The sequence below is a fragment of the Pseudorhodobacter sp. W20_MBD10_FR17 genome, from assembly GCF_052119765.1.
Lineage (GTDB): Bacteria > Pseudomonadota > Alphaproteobacteria > Rhodobacterales > Rhodobacteraceae > Pseudorhodobacter.
This window is the reverse complement of sequence record NZ_JBGQOQ010000002.1, coordinates 110,781-133,699: the sequence shown is the minus strand read 5'-3', so window position 1 is coordinate 133,699 and position 22,919 is coordinate 110,781. Positions and strand designations below refer to the sequence as shown.

The 22,919-nt window shown below is 56.2% G+C and carries 26 protein-coding genes; all 26 read left to right on the top strand.

Annotated features, from left to right (window positions below):
- Positions 1–20: 20 nt before the first annotated feature.
- The 26 genes from ACEN2J_RS02160 (at position 21) to ACEN2J_RS02035 (ending at position 22,917) form a co-directional block, all read left to right on the top strand.
- A complete protein-coding gene (locus tag ACEN2J_RS02160) occupies positions 21–890 on the top strand; it encodes a hydroxymethylglutaryl-CoA lyase (RefSeq protein ID WP_442102887.1) in 870 nt (289 codons plus the stop codon).
- A 3-nt stretch (positions 891–893) separates the two neighbouring features.
- Entirely contained in the window at positions 894–1,679 is a 786-nt protein-coding gene (locus tag ACEN2J_RS02155; RefSeq protein ID WP_442102885.1) for a crotonase/enoyl-CoA hydratase family protein, read from the top strand.
- A gap of 179 nt (positions 1,680–1,858) precedes the next feature.
- The gene (locus tag ACEN2J_RS02150) at positions 1,859–2,224 is read left to right on the top strand and encodes an NADH-quinone oxidoreductase subunit A (protein WP_442102884.1); all 366 of its coding nucleotides are present in this window, start codon (positions 1,859–1,861) and stop codon (positions 2,222–2,224) included.
- Positions 2,215–2,748 carry a NuoB/complex I 20 kDa subunit family protein gene (locus ACEN2J_RS02145; RefSeq protein ID WP_082223943.1) on the top strand — a complete coding sequence of 178 codons (534 nt, stop codon included), beginning with the start codon at positions 2,215–2,217 and terminating at the stop codon, positions 2,746–2,748. Before ACEN2J_RS02150 ends, ACEN2J_RS02145 begins: the two co-directional genes overlap by 10 nt.
- Before the next feature lie 11 nt (positions 2,749–2,759).
- Positions 2,760–3,365 (top strand): NADH-quinone oxidoreductase subunit C, encoded by a 606-nt coding sequence (locus ACEN2J_RS02140; RefSeq protein ID WP_442102883.1) that lies wholly within the window; start codon positions 2,760–2,762, stop codon positions 3,363–3,365.
- A 5-nt stretch (positions 3,366–3,370) separates the two neighbouring features.
- On the top strand, positions 3,371–4,258 hold the full coding sequence (locus tag ACEN2J_RS02135) for a sulfotransferase (RefSeq protein WP_442102882.1): 888 nt from the start codon (positions 3,371–3,373) through the stop codon (positions 4,256–4,258).
- Positions 4,258–5,466, top strand: a complete 1,209-nt coding sequence (locus ACEN2J_RS02130; RefSeq protein WP_442103041.1) for an NADH-quinone oxidoreductase subunit D — start codon at positions 4,258–4,260, stop codon at positions 5,464–5,466. The genes ACEN2J_RS02135 and ACEN2J_RS02130 overlap by 1 nt, the downstream gene beginning before the upstream one ends.
- A complete protein-coding gene (locus tag ACEN2J_RS02125) occupies positions 5,466–5,687 on the top strand; it encodes a hypothetical protein (protein ID WP_442102881.1) in 222 nt (73 codons plus the stop codon). The genes ACEN2J_RS02130 and ACEN2J_RS02125 overlap by 1 nt, the downstream gene beginning before the upstream one ends.
- Positions 5,687–6,832 carry an NADH-quinone oxidoreductase subunit E gene (locus ACEN2J_RS02120; RefSeq protein ID WP_442102880.1) on the top strand — a complete coding sequence of 382 codons (1,146 nt, stop codon included), beginning with the start codon at positions 5,687–5,689 and terminating at the stop codon, positions 6,830–6,832. Before ACEN2J_RS02125 ends, ACEN2J_RS02120 begins: the two co-directional genes overlap by 1 nt.
- Positions 6,833–6,834: 2 nt before the next feature.
- Positions 6,835–7,074 (top strand): DUF5337 domain-containing protein, encoded by a 240-nt coding sequence (locus ACEN2J_RS02115; protein WP_442102878.1) that lies wholly within the window; start codon positions 6,835–6,837, stop codon positions 7,072–7,074.
- 9 nt (positions 7,075–7,083) lie between these two features.
- On the top strand, positions 7,084–8,379 hold the full coding sequence (gene nuoF, locus ACEN2J_RS02110; RefSeq protein ID WP_442102876.1) for an NADH-quinone oxidoreductase subunit NuoF: 1,296 nt from the start codon (positions 7,084–7,086) through the stop codon (positions 8,377–8,379).
- The gene (locus ACEN2J_RS02105) at positions 8,376–8,666 is read left to right on the top strand and encodes a hypothetical protein (protein ID WP_442102875.1); all 291 of its coding nucleotides are present in this window, start codon (positions 8,376–8,378) and stop codon (positions 8,664–8,666) included. Before nuoF ends, ACEN2J_RS02105 begins: the two co-directional genes overlap by 4 nt.
- Positions 8,663–9,154 carry a DUF3291 domain-containing protein gene (locus tag ACEN2J_RS02100; RefSeq protein WP_442102873.1) on the top strand — a complete coding sequence of 164 codons (492 nt, stop codon included), beginning with the start codon at positions 8,663–8,665 and terminating at the stop codon, positions 9,152–9,154. The genes ACEN2J_RS02105 and ACEN2J_RS02100 overlap by 4 nt, the downstream gene beginning before the upstream one ends.
- Positions 9,155–9,158: 4 nt before the next feature.
- Positions 9,159–11,180, top strand: coding sequence for an NADH-quinone oxidoreductase subunit NuoG (gene nuoG, locus ACEN2J_RS02095; RefSeq protein ID WP_442102872.1), 2,022 nt, complete (start codon positions 9,159–9,161; stop codon positions 11,178–11,180).
- 3 nt (positions 11,181–11,183) lie between these two features.
- Positions 11,184–11,582, top strand: a complete 399-nt coding sequence (locus ACEN2J_RS02090) for a hypothetical protein (protein WP_442102870.1) — start codon at positions 11,184–11,186, stop codon at positions 11,580–11,582.
- A gap of 39 nt (positions 11,583–11,621) precedes the next feature.
- A complete protein-coding gene (nuoH, locus tag ACEN2J_RS02085) occupies positions 11,622–12,659 on the top strand; it encodes an NADH-quinone oxidoreductase subunit NuoH (RefSeq protein WP_442102868.1) in 1,038 nt (345 codons plus the stop codon).
- Positions 12,660–12,661: 2 nt separating this feature from the next.
- On the top strand, positions 12,662–13,180 hold the full coding sequence (gene nuoI, locus ACEN2J_RS02080; RefSeq protein WP_442102867.1) for an NADH-quinone oxidoreductase subunit NuoI: 519 nt from the start codon (positions 12,662–12,664) through the stop codon (positions 13,178–13,180).
- Positions 13,177–13,587 carry a carboxymuconolactone decarboxylase family protein gene (locus ACEN2J_RS02075; RefSeq protein ID WP_442102866.1) on the top strand — a complete coding sequence of 137 codons (411 nt, stop codon included), beginning with the start codon at positions 13,177–13,179 and terminating at the stop codon, positions 13,585–13,587. The genes nuoI and ACEN2J_RS02075 overlap by 4 nt, the downstream gene beginning before the upstream one ends.
- Positions 13,584–14,198: an NADH-quinone oxidoreductase subunit J gene (locus tag ACEN2J_RS02070; RefSeq protein WP_442102865.1), complete on the top strand. Its 615-nt coding sequence runs from the start codon at positions 13,584–13,586 to the stop codon at positions 14,196–14,198. Before ACEN2J_RS02075 ends, ACEN2J_RS02070 begins: the two co-directional genes overlap by 4 nt.
- A gap of 80 nt (positions 14,199–14,278) precedes the next feature.
- Positions 14,279–14,584 (top strand): NADH-quinone oxidoreductase subunit NuoK, encoded by a 306-nt coding sequence (gene nuoK / locus ACEN2J_RS02065; protein ID WP_050522600.1) that lies wholly within the window; start codon positions 14,279–14,281, stop codon positions 14,582–14,584.
- Between the two features lie 4 nt (positions 14,585–14,588).
- Positions 14,589–16,715 carry an NADH-quinone oxidoreductase subunit L gene (nuoL, locus tag ACEN2J_RS02060; protein WP_442102863.1) on the top strand — a complete coding sequence of 709 codons (2,127 nt, stop codon included), beginning with the start codon at positions 14,589–14,591 and terminating at the stop codon, positions 16,713–16,715.
- Positions 16,715–18,253 (top strand): NADH-quinone oxidoreductase subunit M, encoded by a 1,539-nt coding sequence (locus ACEN2J_RS02055; RefSeq protein ID WP_442102862.1) that lies wholly within the window; start codon positions 16,715–16,717, stop codon positions 18,251–18,253. The genes nuoL and ACEN2J_RS02055 overlap by 1 nt, the downstream gene beginning before the upstream one ends.
- A gap of 10 nt (positions 18,254–18,263) precedes the next feature.
- A complete protein-coding gene (gene nuoN / locus ACEN2J_RS02050; protein WP_442102861.1) occupies positions 18,264–19,703 on the top strand; it encodes an NADH-quinone oxidoreductase subunit NuoN in 1,440 nt (479 codons plus the stop codon).
- Positions 19,693–20,454 carry a biotin--[acetyl-CoA-carboxylase] ligase gene (locus ACEN2J_RS02045; RefSeq protein WP_442102860.1) on the top strand — a complete coding sequence of 254 codons (762 nt, stop codon included), beginning with the start codon at positions 19,693–19,695 and terminating at the stop codon, positions 20,452–20,454. Before nuoN ends, ACEN2J_RS02045 begins: the two co-directional genes overlap by 11 nt.
- A gap of 16 nt (positions 20,455–20,470) precedes the next feature.
- Entirely contained in the window at positions 20,471–21,244 is a 774-nt protein-coding gene (locus ACEN2J_RS02040) for a type III pantothenate kinase (RefSeq protein ID WP_442102859.1), read from the top strand.
- Complete coding sequence (locus ACEN2J_RS02035; RefSeq protein ID WP_442102857.1) at positions 21,241–22,917, top strand: ribonuclease J; 1,677 nt, start codon at positions 21,241–21,243, stop codon at positions 22,915–22,917. The genes ACEN2J_RS02040 and ACEN2J_RS02035 overlap by 4 nt, the downstream gene beginning before the upstream one ends.
- Positions 22,918–22,919: the final 2 nt, after the last annotated feature.

Here is a 22,919-nt window from a genome sequence, read left to right as displayed (position 1 = left end):
AAATGAAGAAATGTTAAACTATGCAAGACTATGTCGAGATATACGAGGTTGGGCCCCGCGATGGGTTGCAGAATGAGACGGCGATTATTCCGCTGGCGCGAAAGGTTGCGCTGATTGATCTGCTGTCCAAGGTTGGCTTTCGCCGGATCGAGGTTGCGAGTTTTGTGTCGCCAAAATGGGTACCGCAAATGGCGGACAGCGCGGCTGTAATGGCGGCAATGACGCGCGCGGCGTCTGTGCGCTATGCTGCCCTGACGCCCAATCTACAAGGCTATGCGGCGGCAAAAGCGGCAGGCGCAGATGAGGTGGCGGTGTTTGCTTCGGCCTCCGAAGGGTTTTCGCAGGCCAATCTTAATGCCTCAATCGCCGAGAGCATGGAGCGGTTTGCGCCAGTCGCTTTGGCTGCGCGGTCGGACGCTGTGCCGCTGCGGGGCTATGTGTCTTGTGTGATCGATTGCCCCTATGACGGTGCAACGCCCCCGCAGGCTGTGGCGCAGACCGTGGCTGCTCTGCGGCGTTTTGGCTGCCACGAGATAAGCCTTGGTGACACATTGGGGCAGGGCAGGCCCGAAGCGGTGGATGCGATGTTGGCGGCGGTTTTGAACGAAGTACCGGCGCAGCAGTTGGCAGGTCATTTCCATGATACGAATGGGCGCGCACTTGGCAATATCGCGGTGGCCTTGGCACGGGGGCTGCGGGTGTTTGATGCGGCGGTGGGTGGGCTTGGCGGCTGCCCTTATGCGCCAGGGGCGGCGGGGAATGTGGCGACGGAAAGGGTCGCCGCGTATTTGACCGCTCAGGGCTATGTGACAGGGTTGGATCACGCCGTTTTGCAGCAGGCCGCTGTCACGGCACAGGCCATGCGCGGGCCGTTAGGCGCACAGGAGTAAGCTATGGAATTCAAGACCCTTCTGCTAAAGATCGACCCGCGCGGAGTGGCAACCCTAACGCTTGCGCGGCCGGATAAGCGCAATGCGCTGTCAGCCCAGATGATTGACGAGCTGACACAGGCGGCGCAGGCGCTGGGGGCCGACCCTTCGGTGCGGCTGGTGGTTCTGGCGGCGCAGGGCGGCAGTTTTTGCGCGGGTGGTGATCTGGCGTGGATGCAAGACCAGATGGCGGCGGACAGTACAACCCGCGCGGACGCCGCGCGCAAGCTGGCGCAAATGCTGGCGGCGTTGAACGCGTTACCAAAACCGCTGATAGGGCGCATTCACGGCCAAGCTTACGGCGGCGGTGTTGGCTTGATATCGGTCTGTGACGCCGCAATTGGCGTGCCAGAGGCGCGTTTCGGCCTGACGGAAACGCGGCTGGGGCTGATTCCCGCAACGATTGGCCCGTATGTTTTGGCGCGGGTAGGTCAGGCAAATGCGCGCCGCATCTTTGCGTCCTCGCGTATTTTTGATGCCGATGAAGCGCTGCGCATTAACCTTTTGGCGCGGATTGTCACGCCAGACGCACTTGACGCCGCGGTCGAGGATGAGGTTGCACCCTATTTGGCCTGCGCGCCAAGGGCTGTGGCCGAGGCCAAAGCCTTGCTGCGAAAACTGGCCCCACAGCCCACGCAAGAGGATGTAGAGGCAAGCATTGCTGCCCTTGTTACCCGTTGGCAAAGCGATGAGGCCGCTTTGGGAATCGCGGCGTTCTTTGCCAAAGAAAAGCCGGGCTGGGCGCTTTAGCAACTATTTGCGCGTGTAAGGTGCAAGGCAGTGCGAATTAACATATTTCACTTTTGCAATCTGTGATTTTCGCGCTGCCTTCGGTTGACCCCGGCATAGCAGGGGAGTAAACGAAACCGTGAGAGTCCTCTGCCCTATTCGGGTGGAAGCCTGCATGTCGCCAGCGATAGGAGCATCTAGTGGACCACCTACTCCGGGAATACTTGCCCATTATCATTTTTCTAGCTGTGGCCATCGGCCTTGGGCTTGTCCTGATTCTAGCGGCTGTCGTGCTTGCCGTGCGCAACCCCGACCCTGAAAAAGTTTCGGCCTATGAGTGCGGGTTTAACGCGTTTGACGATGCGCGAATGAAGTTTGACATCCGCTTTTACCTCGTCTCAATCCTGTTTATCATTTTCGATTTGGAAGTGGCCTTTTTGTTCCCTTGGGCGGTCGCCTTTGGTGAGATTTCGATGGCAGCCTTCTGGTCGATGATGGTGTTCTTGGCGGTTCTGACCGTCGGCTTTGCTTATGAATGGAAGAAGGGGGCGCTCGAATGGGAGTGATGGCCGGAGCAAATACTGCGGGCGCTGATCTTGAGGTTTCGACCCAAGCGCTGAATGCCGAGTTGCAGGATAAGGGCTTTTTGCTGACCTCGACCGAAGATATCATCAACTGGGCGCGGACGGGTTCGTTGCACTGGATGACCTTTGGTTTGGCGTGCTGTGCGGTAGAAATGATGCATGTCGCCATGCCGCGCTATGATGCCGAACGCTTTGGCTTTGCGCCCCGCGCGTCACCGCGTCAGTCGGATGTGATGATCGTGGCCGGGACATTGACCAATAAAATGGCCCCTGCGCTGCGCAAGGTTTATGACCAGATGCCAGAGCCGCGCTATGTGATCTCGATGGGGTCCTGCGCCAATGGCGGTGGGTATTACCATTACAGCTATTCGGTTGTGCGGGGCTGTGACCGGATTGTTCCGGTTGATATTTATGTGCCAGGATGCCCGCCAACAGCCGAAGCGCTGCTGTACGGTATCTTGCAGCTGCAACGCAAAATCCGCCGTACTGGCACGCTGGTTCGTTAAGGGAGACGAAAATGACCGAAGCCCTGACCGAACTTGCTGGCCTGCTGGAACTGCGCCAAGCTGATGCGATTGTCTCAACCGCTATTACCAATGGTGAGTTGACGGTGATTATTGCGCCGCGCGCCATGGTGGCGTTCGTCGACTTTCTGAAAACCGACAGCAATTGCAAGTTCTCATCCCTTGTCGATATTACGGCTGTGGACCACCCCGAGCGGGTTGGCGCACGGTTTGATGTGGTTTACCACTTTCTGTCGATGTACCTGAACCACCGTATCCGCGTGAAAGCCGCAGTGCGCGAGGATGAGATGGTTCCGTCGATCACATCCGTTCACCCCTCGGCCAATTGGTTTGAGCGTGAAGTCTATGATATGTTTGGCATTCTGTTTTCGGGCCACCCCGATTTGCGCCGAATTTTGACGGATTACGGCTTTCGCGGCCACCCGCTGCGCAAGGATTTCCCGACCACCGGCTATACCGAAGTGCGCTATGATGAGGCGCAAAAGCGTGTGATTTATGAGCCGGTTAAGCTGGTTCAAGAATACCGTCAGTTCGATTTCATGAGCCCATGGGAGGGTGCGAAATATGTGCTTCCGGGCGACGACAAGGCCAAGGGCTGAGCGGCGTGAGCAAAGAACCGACCATATTGTTTTGCGTGGGGGCGACGAAATCGGGCACCAGTTGGCTGTTCGATTATCTCTCCAGCCACCCAGAATGCCATGTGCGCTCGATCAAAGAGTTGCACTATTTCGACACGCTCGAAACCAAGGCATTCCGGCAGCAATTGGTGGTGCAGCGCAATCACATGGCGCGGTTGCGTGATCGGATTGGGGCATCAAAGGGCGACAGTCAAAGCCGCGCTGCCAATAAGATGCAAGACGTGCTGGATTGGCATAAGGTGTTGAAAACGCGGGCGGAAAATACAGCCAATTACCTTGAGTATTTGACATGGGGTATGGAGGCACATTCGCTGGTTGCCGATGTGACGCCGGCCTATGCTTTATTGCCGATCAAACGGTTAAAGCAGATGGCGCGGCTGTCAGGCGAGACGCGGTTTATATATGTGATGCGCGATCCTGTGGCACGGCTTTGGAGCCATGTTCGGATGTTGGGACGGCGGGTTTGCGATGGCGTTGATGGCCTGACGGCGACCTGTAATGTGATGATGGAACGGGTGCTGCAAGGTCAGAAAAGCAGCCTAACCGAACGCGGCGACTACGAGGGCGCAATCCGGCGGCTAAATGCTGCTGTTGACCCGTCCAAGCTGTTGATAATGTTTATGGAAGAGTTGCTGACGCCTGCCGGGGTTGCCCGTGTCTGCGCGTTTTTGAACCTTGATTACAAGGCTGCCAATTTTACGCAGCCGGTGCATGTTGGCGTATCGGTCGCGATGTTGCCAGAGCATAGAGACCGCGCGCGCGCACATCTGCGCCCGCAATATGAATTTGTCGCCCGCCAGTTTTCGGATCTTCCCGAGGCTTGGCGCAGGAACATGGGTGAGGCTAGGCTATGATGGATGGCAACTTCAACGACGCGCAAACGGGCGAGCAGAAGATCCGCAATTTTAACTTGAACTTTGGCCCGCAACACCCTGCTGCGCATGGTGTTTTACGGCTTGTGCTAGAGTTGGACGGCGAGATTGTAGAACGCTGCGACCCGCATATCGGCCTGCTGCACCGTGGCACCGAAAAGCTGATGGAAAGCCGGACTTATCTGCAAAACCTGCCGTATTTTGACCGGCTGGATTATGTGGCGCCGATGAACCAAGAACATGCTTGGTGTTTGGCGATTGAAAAGCTGACAGGCGTAGAAGTGCCGCGCCGTGCGCAGTTGATCCGCGTGCTGTTTTGCGAAATTGGCCGTGTTTTGAACCACTTGCTGAACGTAACCACACAGGCGATGGACGTCGGTGCGCTGACCCCGCCGCTGTGGGGCTTTGAAGAGCGCGAAAAACTGATGGTGTTTTATGAGCGGGCTTGTGGCGCACGCCTGCACGCCGCTTATTTCCGCCCTGGTGGTGTGCACCAAGATCTGACGCCTGCGTTGATCGAAGATATGGACGTTTGGGCACAGGAATTCCCGCGCGTTCTGGCCGATATCGACGGGCTGTTGACCGAGAACCGCATCTTTAAGCAGCGCAATGCTGATATTGGCGTTGTGTCCGAGCAAGACATTCTGGACTGGGGCTTTTCGGGCGTCATGGTGCGGGGCTCCGGCCTTGCGTGGGATTTGCGCCGTGCGCAACCCTATGAATGCTATGATGAATTCGAGTTTAAGGTCCCTGTTGGCAAGAATGGCGACTGCTATGATCGTTATCTGTGCCGGATGCAGGAAATGCGTGAAAGCACCTCGATCATCCGTCAAGCGCTGGCCAAACTGCGCAAAGAGCCCGGCGATATTTTGGCTCGTGGCAAGATCACGCCGCCCAAACGCGGTGAGATGAAAACCTCGATGGAAGCGCTGATCCACCACTTTAAGCTGTATACCGAGGGCTTCCACGTTCCTGCGGGTGAGATTTACGCAGCTGTTGAGGCACCGAAGGGTGAGTTTGGCGTCTATCTGGTCGCGGATGGCAGCAACAGACCTTACCGCGCCAAGATCCGTGCGCCGGGGTTTCTGCACCTGCAAGCCATGGATTACATTTGCAAAGGTCACCAGCTGGCCGATGTGGCCGCGATCATCGGCACGATGGACGTGGTATTTGGAGAGATTGACCGCTGATGGATTGGGCAAACGCAGCAACCGGTAAGGCTTGGGTCGGGGTCGCCGTAACGGGCGGCATCGCGGCCATGTGCCTGCGTGATCCGGATGCGGCGCTTGCCGATGCCGCTATCTATGCCCGCTCGGGCAAATCTTATATGAAACACCTCAGCAGTGGTGTGGCGGCGCTTGGTGCGTCTGCTGTATTCGTTGCCGCGCTGAAAACCAACGGAGCCGCATGATGCTGCGTCGCTTGCACAAAGAACAGCCTGCTACTTTCGCCTTTACGCCTGCCAATTTGGCATGGGCGCAGGGGCAGATCACGAAATACCCCGAAGGGCGGCAGGCGAGCGCGATTATTCCGCTGTTGTGGCGTGCACAGGAGCAAGAGGGCTGGCTAACCCGCCCCGCGATTGAGCATATCGCCGACATGCTGGGCATGGCCTATATTCGTGCGCTGGAAGTGGCGACATTCTACTTTATGTTCCAGCTGCAACCTGTTGGGTCTATTGCAAATATCCAAATTTGCGGCACCACGTCCTGCATGATCTGCGGCGCCGAAGATTTGGTTGCGGTCTGCAAAGAGCTGATCAATGACAAGCCGCATACGTTGTCGGCAGATGGCAAGTTTTCTTGGGAAGAGGTCGAGTGCCTTGGGGCCTGCACCAACGCACCGATGGCCCAGATTGGTAAAGACTATTACGAAGACCTGACGCCCGACAGCCTTCGCGACTTGATTGCACGGTTTTCCAAGGGCGAAGTGCCGGTACCCGGCCCGCAAAACGGGCGTTATGCGTCCGAGCCTTTGGGTGGTTTGACCAGCTTGAAAGAGTATGGGGAAGACCGCAAACGTTATAATGCCAGTGTGCAAGAGGCCGTGGATATTGGCGAAACGGTTAAGCGCATTGACGGTACCGAGGTGCCGCTTTTGACCCCTTGGTTGGGTAAATCGGGCAGCAAACCTGCAAAAGCGGTCAAGGCAGAGGCTCAAACCGAGCCAAAACCTGCGAAAGCTGTGCCTGCAGATGCGACCGGTGCAACGGTGCAAGAAGCGCAGGCAACCTCGGCTGCCAAACCCGCTGTTGCGGACGAGGCTGTCAGCACTAAGCCAGAAAGCTTAGCCTCCGCGCGGGACGGCAAAGCCGATGATCTGAAGCAAATCAAAGGCATTGGCCCAAAACTCGAAGTCCTTTGCAACAGCCTTGGCTTTTACCATTTTGACCAGATCGCGAACTGGACGGCAGCCGAAGTTGCTTGGGTTGATGAAAACCTTGAGGGCTTTAAAGGCCGCGTGACCCGCGATAACTGGGTTGAGCAGGCCAAGGTTTTGGCGGCGGGTGGTACGACAGAGTTTTCCAAACGCGTTGATAAAGGCGGGGTATACTAAAGGTGAAAACGACGCCCAACAAAACAGAAATCCAGAATGCGCGGGATGCACGTTTGGTGGCGGTTGTGCTGGTTGGCACAATGGCCCTGTGGTTGGGCGCGCAGTGGCTGGGCGGGCATTACGGCTGGGAAACGCGGTTTGTTTTCTTGTTTGATATGCTGGCGTTTGCCGCTTTCCTTTGGACGATGGTTGTAACGTATAGAATTTGGCGTCGGCAAAAAGCCGCGTCCGAGAAAAATTGAGGGCATGACATGCTGAAAGATCAAGATCGGATCTTTACCAATCTTTACGGGATGCATGACCGCACCCTTGCTGGCGCCAAAAAGCGTGGGCATTGGAACGGCACGGCAGGGTTTATCGCCAATGGCCGCGGCTGGTTGGTCGATCAGATCAAGGCGTCTGGTTTGCGCGGTCGTGGTGGCGCGGGCTTTCCAACCGGTCTGAAATGGTCGTTCATGCCGAAGGAATCGGATGGTCGCCCGTCTTATCTGGTGATTAACGCAGACGAATCCGAACCGGGCACCTGCAAAGACCGCGAGATCATGCGCCATGATCCACATACGCTTATTGAAGGTGCGTTGATTGCGTCTTTTGCGATGGGGGCGAACGCCTGCTACATCTATATTCGCGGCGAATATATCCGCGAAAAAGAGGCGCTTCAGGCCGCGATTGATGAATGCTATGATGCTGGCCTGATTGGTAAAAACGCCTCTGGGTCTGGTTTTGACTTTGATTGTTATGTGCATCACGGGGCAGGCGCCTATATTTGCGGCGAAGAAACAGCCTTGCTGGAAAGCCTCGAAGGCAAGAAGGGGATGCCGCGGATGAAGCCGCCATTCCCTGCGGGCGCTGGCCTGTATGGTTGCCCAACGACAGTGAACAACGTGGAATCGATTGCCGTTGTGCCGACCATTTTGCGCCGTGGGGCCGATTGGTTTGCCGGTTTTGGCCGCCCTAACAATGCAGGCACCAAGCTGTTTGGCATTTCGGGCCATGTTGTTAACCCTTGTGTGGTTGAAGAGGCGATGTCTATTCCGCTGCGCGAATTGCTCGACCGTCACTGTGGCGGCGTGCGTGGCGGCTGGAAAAACATCAAGGCGGTTATTCCCGGCGGGTCTTCGGTGCCAATGCTGAACGCGGCGCAATGTGAAGATGCGATCATGGATTTTGACTGGCTGCGTGAGCAGCGTTCGGGGCTGGGTACGGCGGCTGTGATCGTGATGGATCAGTCTACTGATGTGATCAAAGCGATCTGGCGCCTGTCTAAATTTTACAAGCACGAGTCCTGTGGCCAGTGTACCCCTTGCCGTGAAGGCACAGGCTGGATGATGCGCGTGATGGACCGTTTGGTCCGTGGCGAGGCCGAGGTCGAAGAAATTGACATGCTCTTGTCGGTGACCAAACAGGTTGAAGGCCACACGATTTGCGCGCTTGGCGATGCTGCTGCATGGCCGATCCAAGGCTTGGTACGGCACTTCCGTGAGGAAATTGAAGACCGGATCAAAGCGCAAAAAACCGGGCGTATGGGGGCTATGGCTGCCGAATGATTCACCCTGCTTACCCTTTAACACTTGGTGCGTTGGCCCTTTCGGCCTGCGTCTCCGCGCCTGCCCCTGTGGCGCGCGGGCCTGTTGTGTTGGATGGGGTAAGCTATAACGTGGCCAAGCGGCCGACCGGGGCGATTGAGGTTGCCCGCATCGGACGGCCCTTTGAAAACTGGGAAGGTGCCGAAGCACGTCGCGCAGCGGACCGCTTTTGCGTAAGCCGCGCCAAAGGGACCAGCCGTGACCGGTTTCAGGGCGATACTTGGTTGATCGTGGAGGGCTGCGTATGACGATGCAGCTTGCTGAGTTGAATGTAGGGCGTTTGTTGGCCCCCACCGATGACCCGCGTGTCGCCGATTTCATGGCCGGGCTGGATCAAGTCAACAGCTTGGGCAAACGCATGCCGGGCTTTGTCTGGATGATGGAAGGCTCGGGCGAACCGGGGATGGGGAACACCGAGGCCAAGATTGGCGGCGATCCGCAGTTCGTGTCAAACCTGACGGTTTGGGAAGACGCGGCAAGCCTTGAGACATTTGTTTGGAAAACTGTGCATAAGCAGTTTTACGACCAGCGTGCCGATTGGTTCGAGGTTCTCGGAAAGATGCATTTTGTGATGTGGTGGGTGCCTGCGGGGCACCGCCCATCACTTGACGAAGCGTTAAAAAAACTGGCGTATAAACAAGAACATGGCGATAGCGATGCGGCCTTTGGCTGGTCCTATTTGAAAGAGGCACAGGCGTGGGAAACCCACGGATGTGCGGAAGTTGCGGCGGAGTAGTGGCATGTCCAACCTGAAGAAGATCATTATTGACGGCATTGAGGTTGAGGTGGAAGGCGCGATGACGCTGATCCAAGCCGCCGAAGTAGCCGGTATCGAAATTCCGCGTTTTTGCTACCACGAGCGGCTGACCATCGCGGGCAACTGCCGCATGTGTCTGGTTGAGGTAGTGGGCGGCCCGCCTAAACCTGCCGCCTCTTGCGCCATGCAGGTCAAAGATTTGCGCCCGGGCCCAGAGGGCCAACCGCCTGTGGTGAAAACCAACTCACCTATGGTGAAAAAGGCGCGCGAAGGCGTGATGGAGTTTTTGCTGATCAACCACCCGCTGGATTGCCCGATTTGCGACCAAGGCGGCGAGTGCGATTTGCAAGACCAAGCCATGGCTTACGGGGTCGATTTCAGCCGTTTTCGTGAACCGAAGCGTGCGTCCGAGGATTTGGATTTGGGGCCGCTGGTGGCCACCACCATGACCCGCTGCATTTCTTGTACCCGCTGTGTGCGCTTTACGTCCGAAGTCGCGGGCATTTTGACCATGGGCCAGACGGGCCGTGGCGAAGATGCTGAAATCACTACTTATTTGGGCGCAACGCTTGATAGCAACCTGCAAGGCAACATCATTGATTTGTGCCCCGTTGGTGCGTTGACGTCCAAACCCTATGCCTTTACCGCACGCCCTTGGGAGCTTACGAAGACCGAGACGATTGATGTGATGGACGCTTTGGGTTCCAACATCCGCGTCGATACCAAAGGCCGCGAAGTCATGCGGATTCTGCCGCGCAACCATGACGGTGTGAATGAGGAATGGATTTCCGATAAAACCCGTTTCGTCTGGGATGGTCTGCGCCGCCAACGTCTTGATACGCCGTATATCCGTGAAAACGGCAAACTGCGTAGGGCAGGTTGGGGCGAGGCGCTGCAAGCCGCCGCAGCAGCGATGAAGGGCAAAAAGGTTGTTGGTTTGGTCGGCGATTTGGCCCCAGTTGAGGCTGTGTTCAGCCTAAAAACTTTGGTCGAAGGCATGGGCGGCAAGGTTGAATGCCGCACCGATAAGGCAAAACTGCCTGCCGGAAACCGTTCTGGCTATGTTGGCAATGCGGCTATCGAAGATATTGACGCGGCCAAATATATTTTGCTGATCGGTACCAACCCTCGCACAGAAGCGCCTGTGCTGAACGCGCGGATTCGCAAAGCTTGGACAACGGGTTGCAACATTGATGTTCTTGGCCAACCCGTTGATCTAACATATGATTATGCCCACAAAGGGACTGACCGTGCGGCATTGGTCAAACTGGCCAATACCAAATGTTCGGATGAGATTAAGGCCAATCCTTCGCTTATCATCATCGGCCAAGGCGCCTTGAATGAGGCGGATGGCGAGGCCGTTTTGTCGCAAGCGATGAAAATGGCCGAGGAGAGCGATTCCAAGCTGCTGGTGTTGCACACCGCAGCATCGCGCGTTGGCGCGATGGACGTTGGGGCTGTCAGCGAGAACGGCCTGACCGATGCGCTTGATGGGGCCGAGGTGATCTATAATCTTGGCGCGGATGAGGTGGAAATCGCGGCAGGTGCCTTTGTGATCTACCAAGGCAGCCACGGTGATCGTGGCGCGCACCGTGCCGATATTATCTTGCCGGGCGCTGCCTATACCGAGGAATCGGGCCTGTTTGTGAACACCGAAGGCCGTCCTCAATTGGCGGCCCGCGCGGGGTTTGCGCCGGGTGAGGCCAAAGAAAACTGGGCCGTTTTGCGCGCTTTGTCGGGTGAGCTTGGCGCCGCTTTGCCGTGGGATAGCTTGGCTGCACTGCGCAAAGCGGTTGTCGCCGCGGCACCACATTTGGGCGCGATTGATGAGGTTGCGGAAAATGCGTGGGTGCGTATCCCGCTGCGCGATCCGGGCCAAGCCGATTTCCGCAATGCGGTGCGCGACTTCTATTTGACCAACCCGATTGCACGGTCGTCCAGCTTGATGGGCGAGCTTTCGGCGCAGGCCAAAGCGCGGGCGGCTAAACCAATGGCGGCTGAGTAAAACATGACACGTATCGCCCACATCACCCTCTCAGCGCTGGCCTTGGCCGGGCTGTCCGGGTGTGTTGGCGATACTGCGGGGCAGGGGGCGTTCAAGCCAAGCTATGGCGGGATACAAACCGTGCTTTTGGATGGGGATTTGGTGAATTTTCACGTGGCCATGACGGGCGCGCGGGACAGAACCTACGTTGATGCCTATGCGCGTTGTGCCGCGGCGCAATATGCATTGATCCGTGGCTTTGGATTTGCGCGCCATGTGCGCACTTCTGTCGCACAAACGGGTGGTAATTGGCGCGGCGATGCGGTTTACACCATCTCAGCGGCGCTGCCCCGTGGGTCGGCAACGATTGATGCCGAAGTGACGGTTCGCGATTGCGGCGCACAAGGGATACCGACGATATGACGATGACACTGACGAATAAGGCCGAAGGGTAAGGGCGCCATGGATCAATTTCTACAAACCGGCTTGGGAATGACATTGCTGATCTTAGCGCAATGCCTTTTGGTCATCGCTTTTGTGATGATTTCACTGCTGTTTCTGGTGTATGGCGACCGCAAAGTTTGGGCCGCTGTGCAAATGCGGCGCGGGCCGAACGTGGTGGGCGCTTGGGGCCTGCTGCAATCGGTTGCCGATGCGCTGAAATATGTTGTTAAGGAAATTGTGGTACCCGCAGGGGCTGACCGCGCGGTGTTTTTCTTGGCGCCGATGTTGTCATTTGTTCTGGCTGTTCTGGCTTGGGCGGTTATCCCGTTCAACGAAGGCTGGGTATTGTCAGACATCAACGTGGCAATCCTGTTCGTTTTCGCGGTGTCCTCGCTTGAGGTATATGGCGTGATCATGGGGGGCTGGGCCTCGAACTCGAAATACCCGTTTCTTGGCTCTCTACGCTCGGCTGCACAGATGATTTCCTATGAGGTGTCGTTGGGGCTGATCATTATCGGCATCATCATCTCGACCGGCTCGATGAATTTCGGGGCGATCGTTGCGGCTCAGGATGGCAACTACGGTTTGCTGAACTGGTACTGGCTGCCGCACTTCCCAATGGTGTTTTTGTTCTTTATCAGCGCCTTGGCTGAAACCAACCGCCCACCCTTCGATCTGCCCGAGGCGGAATCAGAACTTGTGGCTGGCTTTATGGTGGAATATTCCTCGACCCCGTATCTGTTGTTTATGGCGGGCGAATATATCGCGATCTTCTTGATGTGTGCGCTGATTTCCCTGCTGTTCTTTGGCGGTTGGCTGTCGCCAATTCCCGGCCTGCCCGATGGCGTGCTGTGGATGGTTGGCAAAATGGCGTTCTTCTTCATCATGTTCGCGATGGTGAAGGCAATTGTGCCGCGCTACCGCTATGATCAGCTGATGCGCATTGGTTGGAAAGTGTTCCTGCCGTTGTCGTTGGGGTGGGTCGTACTGGTTGCGTTCTTGGCAAAGTTTGAAGTTCTCGGCGGCTTTTGGGCTCGCTGGGCGATTGGAGGCTGATCATGGTTGAGACCCGCACACTCGCCAAACGTCCTGTTGATTGGACCCGTGCCACGAAATACTTCCTGCTGTTTGATTTCATCAAAGGCTTTGGTTTGGGGTTCAAGTATTTCTTTGCGCCGAAAGCCACGCTGAACTATCCGCATGAAAAGGGCCCGCTGTCGCCTCGTTTCCGGGGTGAGCACGCGCTGCGCCGCTATGCCAATGGCGAGGAACGCTGCATTGCATGTAAGCTGTGTGAGGCGGTTTGTCCTGCGCAGGCGATCACGATCGATGCCGAGCCGCGCGATGATGGCTCACGTCGTACCACGCGCTATGACATTGATATGACGAAATGTATCTATTGCGGGTTCTGCCAAGAAGCGTGCCCCGTGGATGCAATCGTCGAAGGCCCGAATTTCGAATTTGCCACCGAGACCCGCGAAGAGCTGTTCTACAACAAAGAAAAGCTACTGGATAACGGCGACCGCTGGGAGGCCGAAATTGCCCGCAACCTTGAAATGGATGCGCCCTACAGATGAATGATGACCTTACAAAAATGTTTGCGGCGATGATGGCGCAGGGGCAGGACATGGCCAAGGCGTTTGCGCCTGCCATGCAAGGCATGGATGTGAAGGGCTTTGAAAAGCTGTTTCCGGCCATGTCGCCTGATATGCTGGAATTGTGGTTTGGCAAAACCTTTAACCCTGAAGGGCTTGATGCGCGCACCCGCCTTTTGGTGACCATTGCCGCGCTAACTGTTTTGGGCGCGCAGGCCGAGCCGCAGCTACGGTTGACCGTGCGCCAAGCCATGACTGCTGGGGCGACCAAGCGCCATATCGCCGAGGTGATATGGCAAATGAGCATGTTCGGGGGCTTGCCTGCTATGCATAAGGCGCTGGAAATTGCGCAATCTGTCTTTGCCGAAGATGAGGAGACAAAAGAATGACCGTTGTCGATCTGGCGTTTTACGCCTTTGCCCTGACGGCTTTGACGGCCGGGGTTTTGGTAACCGTGTCGCGCAACCCTGTGCATTCGGTTTTGTGGCTGATCCTTGCCTTTTTGTCGGCGGCGGGGCTGTTTGTACTGTTGGGCGCAGAATTTGTCGCGATGTTGCTGATCATTGTTTATGTTGGCGCGGTCGCGGTGTTGTTCTTGTTTGTTGTGATGATGTTGGATGTTGATTTCGCTGAGCTGAAAGGAGAGATGGCCAAGTATATGCCGATCGCTTTGCTTATCGGGGTTGTTTTGTTGATGCAGCTTGGCATTGGCGTCGGTGCATGGGTCTCGGCCGATGGCGCGATGGGCCTTCGTCGCGCGATCACACCGGATATGGCACAGGTGGAAAACACCCGCGCGATTGGCCTGCTGATCTATGATAAGTATCTGATGTTGTTCCAGCTTTCTGGCATGATTTTGCTGGTCGCGATGATCGGCGCTATCGTTTTGACCATACGCCACCGTAAGGATGTTAAGCGTCAGAACGTGTTGCACCAGATGTGGCGCGACCCTGCGCAAGCGATGGAATTGAAAGATGTAAAGCCGGGGCAGGGGCTGTAAGGGCGTAAGCCCTAAGCAGATCGCCGGCCGGTGGCCAAGACGACGAACAGAAAATCGGGCAATGACCCGGAGGGACGAAAATGGTTGGATTAGAGCATTACTTGGCAGTTGCAGCGGCGCTTTTTGTCGTTGGGATCTTTGGCATCTTCCTGAACCGGAAGAACGTGATCGTTATTTTGATGTCGATTGAGTTGATGCTGCTTTCGGTTAACATCAACCTCGTTGCCTTTTCATCGTTTCACGGTGATTTGGTTGGGCAGATCTTTACCATGTTTGTCTTGACGGTTGCCGCGGCTGAGGCCTCCATTGGCCTTGCAATTCTTGTCACCTTCTTCCGGACCCGTGGCACCATCGACGTCGAAGACGTCAACGTGATGAAAGGCTAAGCTTATGGCAACGATCATCCTTTTTGCGCCGCTTATTGGCGCCCTGATCTGCGGCTTTGGCTGGCGCTGGATTGGTGAGTTTGCAGGCCAGGTTATCACCACGAGCCTTGTGTTTCTGGCGGCATTTTTGTCGTGGATCATCTTCCTCGGGCATATTGATGCGGTCGAGCACATCACTGTGCTGCGCTGGATTGAGTCCGGTTCGCTGAGCACCGACTGGGGCATCCGCATGGATCGCCTTACTGCGATTATGTTGGTTGTTATCAATACGGTATCGGCGCTCGTGCATCTGTATAGCTTTGGCTACATGGCGCATGATGATAACTGGACCCACCATGAGCATTACAAGGCGCGGTTTTTTGCGTATCTGTCCTTCTTTACCTTTGCGATGTTGATGCTGGTGACGGCCGATAACCTTGTGCAGATGTTCTTCGGCTGGGAAGGTGTGGGCGTCGCGTCTTACCTTTTGATCGGCTTTTACTATCGCAAGCCTTCTGCCAACGCCGCCGCGATCAAAGCGTTTGTGGTTAACCGCGTGGGTGACTTTGGCTTTGCGCTGGGGATTTTCGCGCTGTTCTTCCTGACCGACAGCATCCGTATGGATGATGTGTTTGCGGCAGGCCCGATGTTGGCCGAGACCAACCTGCATTTTCTATGGACGGATTGGAATGCTGCCAACCTGATTGGCGTGCTTCTGTTCATCGGCGCGATGGGGAAATCGGCGCAGCTGTTCTTGCACACGTGGTTGCCTGACGCGATGGAAGGCCCGACGCCTGTTTCGGCCCTGATCCACGCCGCGACCATGGTTACGGCCGGTGTCTTCTTGGTTTGCCGTATGTCGCCGATCTTTGAATATGCACCGCAAGCTTTGGCCTTTATCACTGTCTTAGGGGCGACGACTGCCTTTGTGGCAGCGACGATCGGCCTTGTGCAAAACGATATTAAGCGTGTGATCGCCTATTCGACGATGTCGCAGCTTGGCTATATGTTTGTGGCCGCAGGTGTTGGCGCCTATCCGGTGGCAATGTTCCACCTGTTCACACACGCTTTCTTTAAGGCGATGCTGTTCCTTGGCGCGGGCTCGGTTATCCACGCGATGCACCATGAACAAGACATGCGGAACTATGGTGGTTTGCGTAAGAAAATCCCGCTGACCTTTGGCGCAATGATGATTGGCACATTAGCGATCACCGGTGTCGGTATTCCGCTGACAGGTTGGTTTGGCTTTGCCGGTTTCGTGTCGAAAGACGCTGTGATTGAAAGCGCTTATGTAGGGTCAAGCTATGCGTTCTGGATGTTGGTGATTGCAGCATTCATGACCAGTTTCTACAGCTGGCGCCTAATGTTTATGACCTTTTACGGCAAGCCACGCGGCGACCATCATGCACATGACCACGCGCATGAAAGCCCGAAAGTTATGCTGATACCGCTTGGCGTTTTGGCGCTTGGGGCCACGTTCTCGGGGATGATTTGGTACAACTCGTTCTTTGGCGATCTGGATAAGGTGCACAGCTGGTTTGGCATGGAAACCGCGCAGCATGAGGCCGCAGGCGAAGGCCACGCCGTACCCACAGCCGGGGGGGCAGGCGCCGACGCGGCCACGACCAACCATGCTGCAGCGCCAGCCCCAGAGGCACTTGGTCAAGTTGCGGCACATGGTGAAATGGTCCATGCGGCGCCAAAAGGGGCAATCTTCTTTGGCCCCGACAACCACACGATCCATGAGGCACATGATTCGCCGGTTTGGGCCAAAGTGTCGCCGTTTATCGCGATGCTCTTGGGCTTTGCCTTGGCGTGGAAGTTTTACATTCGCAGCCCAGACTTGCCGGGTAAACTGGCCAAGCAGCAGCGGCCTTTGTACCTGTTCTTGTTAAACAAGTGGTATTTCGACGAGCTGTACGACGTTATCTTTGTGCGTCCTGCCAAGTGGCTTGGTGCTTTCCTGTGGAAAAAAGGCGATGGCAAGGTCATTGATGGCACAATCAACGGGATCGCCATGGGCTTTATTCCGATGCTGACCCGTCTCGCTGGGCGCGCCCAATCCGGTTATATCTTTCACTACGCATTCGCCATGGTGTTGGGCATCGTCGCCCTTGTCACCTGGATGACGCTCTCGGGGGGCGCGCACTAATGGATAATCTTCTTTCCATCATCACGTTTATTCCGGCGGTTGCTGCGGGTATTCTGGCGCTGTTTTTGCGCGGTAACGATGCCGCGGCAAATACCAATGCGAAATGGGTGGCACTGGTGGCCACGGGCACCACGTTCATCGTGTCGCTGTTTGTGCTGGCAGGGTTTAACTCTGCCGACACCGGCTTTCAGTTTGTTGAGGAATACAGCTGGATCCTTGGCCTGAAGTATAAGATGGGCGTCGATGGTATTTCGGTGTTGTTCGTGATGCTGACGACCTTCTTGATGCCGATCACCATCGCTGCCTGCTGGTCGGTTGAAACGCGGGTCAAGGAATATATGATCGCGTTCCTGCTGCTGGAAACGCTGATGCTTGGCGTATTCTGCGCGCTCGATTTGGTGCTGTTCTACCTGTTCTTCGAAGCAGGTTTGATCCCGATGTTCCTGATTATCGGGATCTGGGGCGGTCAGGCGCGTGTTTACGCGGCGTTCAAGTTCTTCCTCTACACCTTCCTTGGCTCGGTGCTGATGCTGGTTGCGATGATCGCGATGTATGTTGATGCGGGCAGCACTGATATCCCAACTTTGCTGGTCCATAATTTTGCCTCGGACACGTTGAATATCGCGGGTTTTCACATTGTTGGCGGCATGCAAACCCTTCTGTTCCTTGCGTTTTTTGCCAGCTTTGCGGTGAAGATGCCGATGTGGCCAGTACACACTTGGTTGCCAGATGCGCACGTTCAGGCCCCGACGGCTGGTTCGGTTGTGCTGGCGGCGATTTTGCTGAAAATGGGCGGTTACGGCTTCCTGCGGTTCAGCCTGCCGATGTTCCCAATCGGCGCGGATCTGCTTAGCCCGATTGTGCTGTGGATGTCGGCTATTGCGATTGTCTACACCTCGTTGGTGGCACTCGCGCAAGAAGATATGAAAAAGCTGATCGCCTATTCGTCGGTTGCCCACATGGGCTATGTGACGATGGGTATTTTCTCGGCCAATCAACAAGGTGTGGACGGGGCTATTTTCCAGATGATCAGCCACGGCTTTATCTCGGGCGCGCTGTTCCTGTGCGTTGGCGTGATTTATGACCGGATGCACACCCGCGATATCAGCGCCTATGGCGGCTTGGTAAACCGGATGCCATCTTATGCGCTGATCTTTATGTTCTTTACGATGGCGAACGTGGGCCTGCCGGGTACCTCGGGTTTCGTGGGCGAATTCCTGACGTTGGTGGGGATTTTTCAAGTAAACACATGGGTTGCTGCGGTGGCCACGTCGGGTGTGATCCTTTCGGCCTCTTACGGCTTGTGGCTCTACCGCCGCGTGGTGTTTGGCGATCTGATTAAGGAAAGCCTCAAATCCATTACTGATATGACCACCCGCGAGCGCGCAATCTTTGCGCCGCTGGTGGCCATGACGCTGCTTTTGGGCGTGTATCCGAGCCTTGTGACCGATATTATCGGCCCTTCGGTAAGCGCGCTTGTGACTGATTACCATGCCGCCATCCCCGCAGTGGGTGATGTGCCTGTGGCAAAGCATTGAGGGACGACAGATGAACCCGACAGATTTTTCAACGGTCCTTCCGGAAATCACCTTGGCGCTATGTGCTATGGGCGCGCTTTTGGGCGTGGTCTACACCGGCAAAGACAAGCTAGCAGGTAGCTTGAACTGGGCGATGGCGGGGCTGTTTATTTTCCTTGCGTTCTGGATCGGCGTCGGCATTTCGGGTGAGCGCACTGCGTTTGACGGAATGTTCAACGATGACCCCTTTGCGCGCTTTGCCAAGGTGACGATTTTGCTCTCGGCGGCTGCGGTGCTGATTATTAGCCACGACTTTATGACCCGTCGTGGTTTGATGCGATTTGAGTATCCGATTTTGGTCGCTCTTTCGGTTTTGGGCATGATGTTCATGGTCTCGGCCGGAGATCTGATTGCGTTGTACATGGGGTTAGAGCTGCAATCCTTGGCGCTGTATGTCGTGGCCAGTTTCCGGCGTGATAACGTGAAATCGGCTGAGGCTGGGTTGAAGTATTTTGTGCTCGGCTCGCTCTCCTCGGGGATTTTGCTCTATGGTGCGTCGCTGACCTATGGCTATGCTGGCACGACCGATTTTGCTGGCATCATGTCCACGCTTGGCCATGGCGATATTCCGTTAGGTCTGCTGTTTGGCCTTGTGTTCCTGATCACCGGCTTGGCGTTTAAGGTTTCTGCAGTGCCGTTCCACATGTGGACGCCTGATGTCTATGAGGGCTCGCCGACACCGGTCACTGCGTTTTTAGCGACTGCACCCAAAGTGGCTGCAATGGCTCTGTTGGCGCGGCTTATGTATGATGCGTTTGGCGCAATTCCGGGGCAGTGGGGGCAAGTGATTGCACTGCTGTCTGTGATGTCGATGTTTGTCGGTGCTATTGCAGCGATTGGGCAGCGCGATATCAAGCGGCTTATGGCCTATTCTTCGATCGCCCATATGGGTTTTGCGTTGATCGGCCTAGCCTCAGGCACTGTAATGGGCGTTGAGGCGATGCTGATTTACATGGCGATTTACGTAAGCATGAACATTGGCACCTTCGCGTTTATCCTGTCGATGGAAAAAGACGGACATGCAATCACCTCGATTGACAGCCTGAATATGCTGTCGAAAAAGGCGCCGTTGCAGGCTTTGGCCATGCTGGTGCTGTTGTTCAGCCTTGCAGGTGTGCCGCCGATGTTGGGCTTCTTTGGTAAGTTCTACGTTCTGCAAGCCGCGGTGAATGCTGGAATGACTTGGCTCGCTGTTGCAGGGGCCGTGGCCTCGGTGATCGGTGCGTTTTATTACCTCCGCGTCGTGTTCTATATGTATTTCGGCAAAGAAGGCGAAGGGATCGATGCGCGGATGGGCACTGTGCAATGGGTGGCCCTGATGGGGTCGGCGTTGATCATGGTGTTCGGCATCGTCAACCTCTTTGGGGTTGAGGCTGTGGCCCAAATGGCGGCGGAAACGCTTGTCCGCTGATCTGCTTCCTTCGGGCTGGCCGCAAGGTGTGGCCCGAATTTTGCTTGATAGCGTTGACAGCACCAACGCCTATGCAACCAAACTTGCGCCGGTTCAGCCGACGTGGATTATGGCGGCGGAACAAACCGGCGGGCGTGGCCGTAGGGGTCGCCCCTGGAACAGCCCTCGTGGTAATTTCTACGCAACATTGGCTTTGCAACCGTCTGAACCGGCCGAGCAAGTCGCGCTGCGGTCTTTTGCTGCCGCACTGGCGCTGCGCGAGGCTTGTGCCGCAGTGACAGGTCTTAGCACCGGTTTTGCGCTGAAATGGCCGAATGATGTGCTGTTAAATGGCGGCAAACTGGCGGGGATTTTGCTGGAAAGCAGTGGGGTTGGCCAAGGCATCAGCCAGCTGTCGATTGGCATCGGTGTTAACCTGATCGGCGCACCGAGCGCAGACCAAGTAGAGCCGGGCGCCGTACCGCCGGTTAGCCTTTTGGCTGAAACCGGTCTGCGTATCAGCCCTGAAAATTTCCTGACCGCCTTGGCCTGCGCCTATGACCGTTGGGAAACGCTGTTCGTGCAGCAGGGCTTTGCGCCATTGCGCACGGAATGGCTGGCCCATGCCGCCCGCTTGGGCGAGACTATCACGGCCCGCACGGGCACCCAATCCGAGAACGGTGTTTTTGAAACCATCGACGCCAGTGGTGCGTTGATCCTCAAAACGTCACACGCCCGCCGCGCCATTCCGGCGGCCGAAATTTTCTTTTAAGCGAAGGGTAAGCCAGATGCTTTTGGCCATCGACTGCGGCAATACCAACACCGTCTTTTCAATCTGGAACGGCACCCAATTTATCGCGACGTGGCGCTGTTCGACCGATCATAAGCGGACGGCGGACGAGTATTATGTGCTGCTGACCACGTTGATGACGCTGAACAAGGTCGAGGCCGAGATTACCGAGGCGATCATTTCCTCCACCGTGCCGCGCGTGGTGTTTAACCTGCGGGTGCTGACGGACAGGTATTTCAATTGCCGCCCTTTGGTGGTGGGCAAGGCCGATTGCAGGCTGCCGGTGGCGCCTAGGGTTGACGTGGGCACGACAGTTGGCCCTGACCGTCTGGTCAATACGGTTTCAGGATTTGATCGGCATGGCGGCGATTTGATTGTGGTCGATTTCGGCACCGCCACGACCTTTGATGTCGTAGACCAAGACGGTGGGTATATTGGTGGCGTCATTGCGCCGGGCGTTAACCTTAGCCTTCAGGCGCTGTCGATGGCTGCAGCGGCCTTGCCTCATGTTGATGTAAGTCACCCCGCCACCGCGATCGGAAAGAATACGGTGGCCTGTATGCAGTCAGGCGTGTATTGGGGCTATATCGGCCTAGTTGAGGGCATTTGCAAACAGATCCGTCTGGAGCATCCGCGCCCGATGAAGGTTATTGCCACCGGGGGGCTTGCCCCGTTGTTCCAGCAGGGAACGGAAATTTTTGACGCAATCGAGGATGATTTGACCATGCATGGCCTTGTCCTTATTAACGAACTGAATAAGGAAACCGCATGAAAGCGAACCGTTTAATCTATCTTCCCCTCGGCGGAGCGGGCGAGATTGGGATGAATGCTTATGTCTATGGCTATGGCCCCGAGGACAAGGAACGCCTGATCCTCGTTGATCTGGGCGTTGCCTTTCCCGATATGGATACGACGCCCGGCGTCGATTTGATCATGCCAGATATGACGTGGCTGGAAGAACGCAAAGACCGTCTTGAGGCTATCTTTATCACCCATGCCCATGAAGACCATATCGGCGCGGTCGCGCATTTTTGGGGCAAGTTCAAATGCCCTGTTTATGCCCGTAAATTTACGGCTACCATCGGACGGTTAAAGTTTGATGAACACGGCCACCCCAAAGACGCGATCACCGTGGTCGAGCCGCGTCCTGATGTGGTAAAAGCTGGCCCGTTTGATGTGCAATTTGTGCCTGTTGCACACTCCATCCCTGAAAGTTCGGGGCTTGTGATTGACTGTGAGGCAGGGCGCATTGTGCATTCCGGCGATTTCAAGCTGGACGAACATCCGCTGGTTGGCGAAGCGTGGGATCCGAATATGTTCCAGGCTATCGCGCGTGAGCGGCCAGTAAAGGCGTTGATGTGTGACAGTACCAACGTGTTTTCTTTGCATCCGGGCCGGTCGGAAACGACCCTGCGTGACCCGATCCGTGATTTGATCAAAGCGCAGCGTGGCATGGTTGTAGCCACCACCTTTGCGTCAAACGTGGCGCGGTTGAAAACCTTGGCGGATGCCGCTGTGGCGGCTGACCGGACGGTGTGTTTCCTTGGCCGTTCGATGCGGCGGATGGTTTCTGCTGCCGAATCTGCTGGTGTGCTAAAGGATTTGCCGCGTACGGTTAGCCCCGAAGAGGCGCTCGATGTGCCGCGCGGAAATCTGATGCTGATCGTGACGGGGTCGCAAGGCGAACGCCGTGCTGCCTCGGCGCAGCTGTCGCGCGGGAAATACCTTGGGTTGGAAATGAAAGAGGGCGATACATTCCTGTTCTCGTCTAAAACCATTCCGGGCAATGAACGCGGCGTGATCGCGGTGATGAACGCGTTTTCCGAAATGGGCGTGAATATCGTGGATGATAGCGGTGGGCTTTACCACGTTTCTGGCCACGCCAACCGCCCTGATCTGGAAACGGTGCACCGCGTGTTAAACCCGTCAATCGTGATTCCGATGCATGGCGAGCACCGCCACCTGCGCGAACATGCCCGCATTGCGATGGCTGCGGGCCGCATGTCCGATGTGGTGACCAATGGCATGATGATCGATCTGACCAATGATGCGCCGGAGGTGGCCGAGTATATTGAGGCTGGCCGGACCTATCTTGATGGGTCGGTTATGATCGGCTCTCGGGATGGCGTGGTGCGTGACCGCATTCGTATGGCGTTGAACGGCCATGTGATGGTGACGTTGCTGTTGGACGAGTCAGACGAGCCGCTTGGCGATGCGTGGGTTGAGGTGAAAGGCCTGCCAGAAAAGGGCCGCACGGGGGCTGTTTTGGCCGATACGTTGGAAGCCGATTTGACCGAATTCGTTGATAAAGCGGGCAAAAAAGTGCTGAAAGACGATGACAAACTGGACGAAGCTGTCCGCCGCGTGATCCGTCAGATTTGCATGGAGGAGATCGGTAAAAAGCCCGAAGTGACCGTGGTTGTCAGCCGTTTGTCGGATGGCTAAAA

Bases quoted from the DNA above. Each gene is read 5' to 3' on its own strand.
- ACEN2J_RS02160 (WP_442102887.1), top strand. From the start codon at position 21: ATGCAAGACTATGTCGAGATATACGAGGTTGGGCCCCGCGATGGGTTG.
- ACEN2J_RS02155 (WP_442102885.1), top strand. From the start codon at position 894: ATGGAATTCAAGACCCTTCTGCTAAAGATCGACCCGCGCGGAGTGGCA.
- ACEN2J_RS02145 (WP_082223943.1), top strand. From the start codon at position 2,215: ATGGGAGTGATGGCCGGAGCAAATACTGCGGGCGCTGATCTTGAGGTT.
- ACEN2J_RS02140 (WP_442102883.1), top strand. From the start codon at position 2,760: ATGACCGAAGCCCTGACCGAACTTGCTGGCCTGCTGGAACTGCGCCAA.
- ACEN2J_RS02130 (WP_442103041.1), top strand. From the start codon at position 4,258: ATGGATGGCAACTTCAACGACGCGCAAACGGGCGAGCAGAAGATCCGC.
- ACEN2J_RS02125 (WP_442102881.1), top strand. From the start codon at position 5,466: ATGGATTGGGCAAACGCAGCAACCGGTAAGGCTTGGGTCGGGGTCGCC.
- ACEN2J_RS02120 (WP_442102880.1), top strand. From the start codon at position 5,687: ATGCTGCGTCGCTTGCACAAAGAACAGCCTGCTACTTTCGCCTTTACG.
- nuoF (WP_442102876.1), top strand. From the start codon at position 7,084: ATGCTGAAAGATCAAGATCGGATCTTTACCAATCTTTACGGGATGCAT.
- ACEN2J_RS02105 (WP_442102875.1), top strand. From the start codon at position 8,376: ATGATTCACCCTGCTTACCCTTTAACACTTGGTGCGTTGGCCCTTTCG.
- ACEN2J_RS02100 (WP_442102873.1), top strand. From the start codon at position 8,663: ATGACGATGCAGCTTGCTGAGTTGAATGTAGGGCGTTTGTTGGCCCCC.
- nuoG (WP_442102872.1), top strand. From the start codon at position 9,159: ATGTCCAACCTGAAGAAGATCATTATTGACGGCATTGAGGTTGAGGTG.
- ACEN2J_RS02090 (WP_442102870.1), top strand. From the start codon at position 11,184: ATGACACGTATCGCCCACATCACCCTCTCAGCGCTGGCCTTGGCCGGG.
- nuoH (WP_442102868.1), top strand. From the start codon at position 11,622: ATGGATCAATTTCTACAAACCGGCTTGGGAATGACATTGCTGATCTTA.
- nuoI (WP_442102867.1), top strand. From the start codon at position 12,662: ATGGTTGAGACCCGCACACTCGCCAAACGTCCTGTTGATTGGACCCGT.
- ACEN2J_RS02075 (WP_442102866.1), top strand. From the start codon at position 13,177: ATGAATGATGACCTTACAAAAATGTTTGCGGCGATGATGGCGCAGGGG.
- ACEN2J_RS02070 (WP_442102865.1), top strand. From the start codon at position 13,584: ATGACCGTTGTCGATCTGGCGTTTTACGCCTTTGCCCTGACGGCTTTG.
- nuoK (WP_050522600.1), top strand. From the start codon at position 14,279: ATGGTTGGATTAGAGCATTACTTGGCAGTTGCAGCGGCGCTTTTTGTC.
- nuoL (WP_442102863.1), top strand. From the start codon at position 14,589: ATGGCAACGATCATCCTTTTTGCGCCGCTTATTGGCGCCCTGATCTGC.
- ACEN2J_RS02055 (WP_442102862.1), top strand. From the start codon at position 16,715: ATGGATAATCTTCTTTCCATCATCACGTTTATTCCGGCGGTTGCTGCG.
- nuoN (WP_442102861.1), top strand. From the start codon at position 18,264: ATGAACCCGACAGATTTTTCAACGGTCCTTCCGGAAATCACCTTGGCG.
- ACEN2J_RS02040 (WP_442102859.1), top strand. From the start codon at position 20,471: ATGCTTTTGGCCATCGACTGCGGCAATACCAACACCGTCTTTTCAATC.
- ACEN2J_RS02035 (WP_442102857.1), top strand. From the start codon at position 21,241: ATGAAAGCGAACCGTTTAATCTATCTTCCCCTCGGCGGAGCGGGCGAG.